This window comes from Pedococcus sp. 2YAF34 (genome assembly GCF_052114585.1).
Lineage (GTDB): Bacteria > Actinomycetota > Actinomycetes > Actinomycetales > Dermatophilaceae > Pedococcus.
In genome coordinates this window covers 1-442 of the sequence record NZ_JBFRFA010000109.1, presented here as the reverse complement: position 1 = coordinate 442, position 442 = coordinate 1, and the positions used below count along the sequence as shown (strand labels likewise).

Here is a 442-nt window from a genome sequence, read left to right as displayed (position 1 = left end):
CAGCGAACTTCACGATGATCGCGGGCGACAGCACCATGGCGATGGCCAGGGTCTCGCCGAGCGCCCGCCCGAGGCCGAGCATGATGGCGGAGATGATGCCGGAGCGTGCGAAGGGCAGGACGGCCATGCGGACCATCTCCCAGCGCGTCGCGCCGAGGGCCAGCGCAGCCTCTTCGTGGAGGCGGGGAGTCTGGAGGAAGACCTCGCGGCAGATGGCGGTCATGATCGGGATGACCATGACGGCGAGCACGATGGCGGCCGTGAGGATGGTGCGCCCGGTACCGGAGACCGGCGGGGCGAAGAGCGGGAACCAGCCGACGTAGGTGCCGAGCCAGACGTAGAAGGGCTGGACGAAGACCGCGAGGGTGGCGATGCCCCAGAGACCGTAGACGACGGAGGGCACGGCGGCCAGCAGGTCGATGATGTAGCCGAGGGTCTGGGC

At 69.2% G+C, this 442-nt stretch carries 1 protein-coding gene; it reads right to left on the bottom strand.

The window, feature by feature from the left end; genetic code table 11:
- Positions 1–442 (bottom strand): PstC family ABC transporter permease (locus AB4Z02_RS19110; RefSeq protein ID WP_441972947.1); only part of this gene is annotated, 442 nt, incomplete at both ends.